The organism is Streptomyces sp. SID12501, from assembly GCF_010550245.1.
Taxonomy (GTDB): domain Bacteria; phylum Actinomycetota; class Actinomycetes; order Streptomycetales; family Streptomycetaceae; genus Streptomyces.
Genome location: NZ_JAAGLU010000711.1, coordinates 1 through 432 on the forward strand (window position 1 = coordinate 1; position 432 = coordinate 432).

General features: G+C 70.6%; 2 protein-coding genes. Both read left to right on the top strand.

Annotated elements, in window-relative coordinates; genetic code table 11:
* Positions 1–319 (top strand): flagellar biosynthesis protein FlgB (locus G3I71_RS48045; RefSeq protein ID WP_164325271.1); only part of this gene is annotated, 319 nt, incomplete at its 5' end.
* Positions 316–432: flagellar basal body protein (locus G3I71_RS53110; RefSeq protein WP_203733187.1), on the top strand; the 117-nt coding region annotated here is incomplete at its 3' end. The genes G3I71_RS48045 and G3I71_RS53110, both read left to right, overlap by 4 nt.

Consider the following 432-nt stretch of genomic DNA (forward strand, 5'->3'; position numbering starts at 1 on the left):
GCTCGACAGGGCGCTGGACTCCCTCGCGTTGCGCCAGCGCGTCAGCGCGGACAACGTCGCCAACCTGCAGACCCCCGGGTACCGCGCGCAGCGCGTCCAGTTCGAGGACGAGCTCGCGAGCGCGGTCCGGCGCGGCGACGGCGCGGCGACCGGCACGGTCGCGCGCTCGCTCGAGCCCACGCGCCTCGACGGCAACAACGTCAACCTCGACACCGAGACGCTCCTGCAGATCGACACCAACCTGCGCTACCAGCTGGCGACGCAGGCGATGTCGGGGACGTTCTCGTCGATCCGCACCGCGATGAGGACCAACGGATGACCATCTTCGGGGCCATCGGCGTGGCCGGGACCGGCATGACCGTCACGCGCAAGTGGATGGACGCCGTGGGCGACAACATCGCCAACGCGAACACCGTGACCGCGACCAGCGAG